The organism is Vibrio sp. 10N.222.48.A3 (genome assembly GCF_041475345.1).
In the GTDB taxonomy this organism is placed as follows: domain Bacteria; phylum Pseudomonadota; class Gammaproteobacteria; order Enterobacterales; family Vibrionaceae; genus Vibrio; species Vibrio tasmaniensis_A.
Window position 1 is genome coordinate 1 of the sequence record NZ_JBFRVX010001784.1, and the last position, 676, is coordinate 676.

Annotated in this window: 1 protein-coding gene; it reads right to left on the reverse strand. The window is 30.8% G+C overall.

Annotated elements, in window-relative coordinates:
• Nucleotides 1-25: 25 nt before the first annotated feature.
• Nucleotides 26-676, reverse strand: a 651-nt coding sequence (locus AB4653_RS28900) for an O-methyltransferase (protein ID WP_372106075.1), incomplete at its 5' end; no start/stop codon positions are given.

Sequence of the window (676 nt, forward strand, 5' to 3'; positions counted from 1 at the left end):
ATAAAACTCCTGTAAGCTTTACCCTCTACATTACTTCAATTTCATTAAATGCAGGGAAATATTTATACAATTCACTAAAAGCAGTAACATCCTTTACAGAAAATATATTTTCATCTAGAAGACTTATATCAAAATTTGGCATCTTTTCTGACAAATGTCTGATTTCTTTCTGTGTTAAGTTTGGGGTTTTAATTGTAAAACTCTCCTTTCCTGATTTAAAAAAAGGCAAACCTTCAAAGTTGCAAACATCAACTAATTTTAGGTCATCTACTTTATATAATACAAATCCTAATGTTTCCATCCTACTACCATCTGCATAATCAAAATACATAACTTGCCTGACCTGTAGTTTTTCTTCATCATTTACTAGTCGATCATTTCTTTCTTGTAATGATCGGTTCAGTCTTGCAATTATTGAATCATACAAAAAACCTGAGAAGTTACTTTGTCTTGTCCAACCTCGTTCATCAAATGACTGCGGAATGTTATCTTCACCAACTATTTCGGTAAATTTTTGTTTATAAGCATCGGCTGCTAATTTTCCAGAAGAATCTTTTAACTCATCACGTGTATATACTTCTGAGTTATAACTTAAACAAAAAATTGAACCACTTTGTAGTTTTGATATGACGATAGATAAATCATCCAACATGCTTATATTAAATCGAGAGTCATA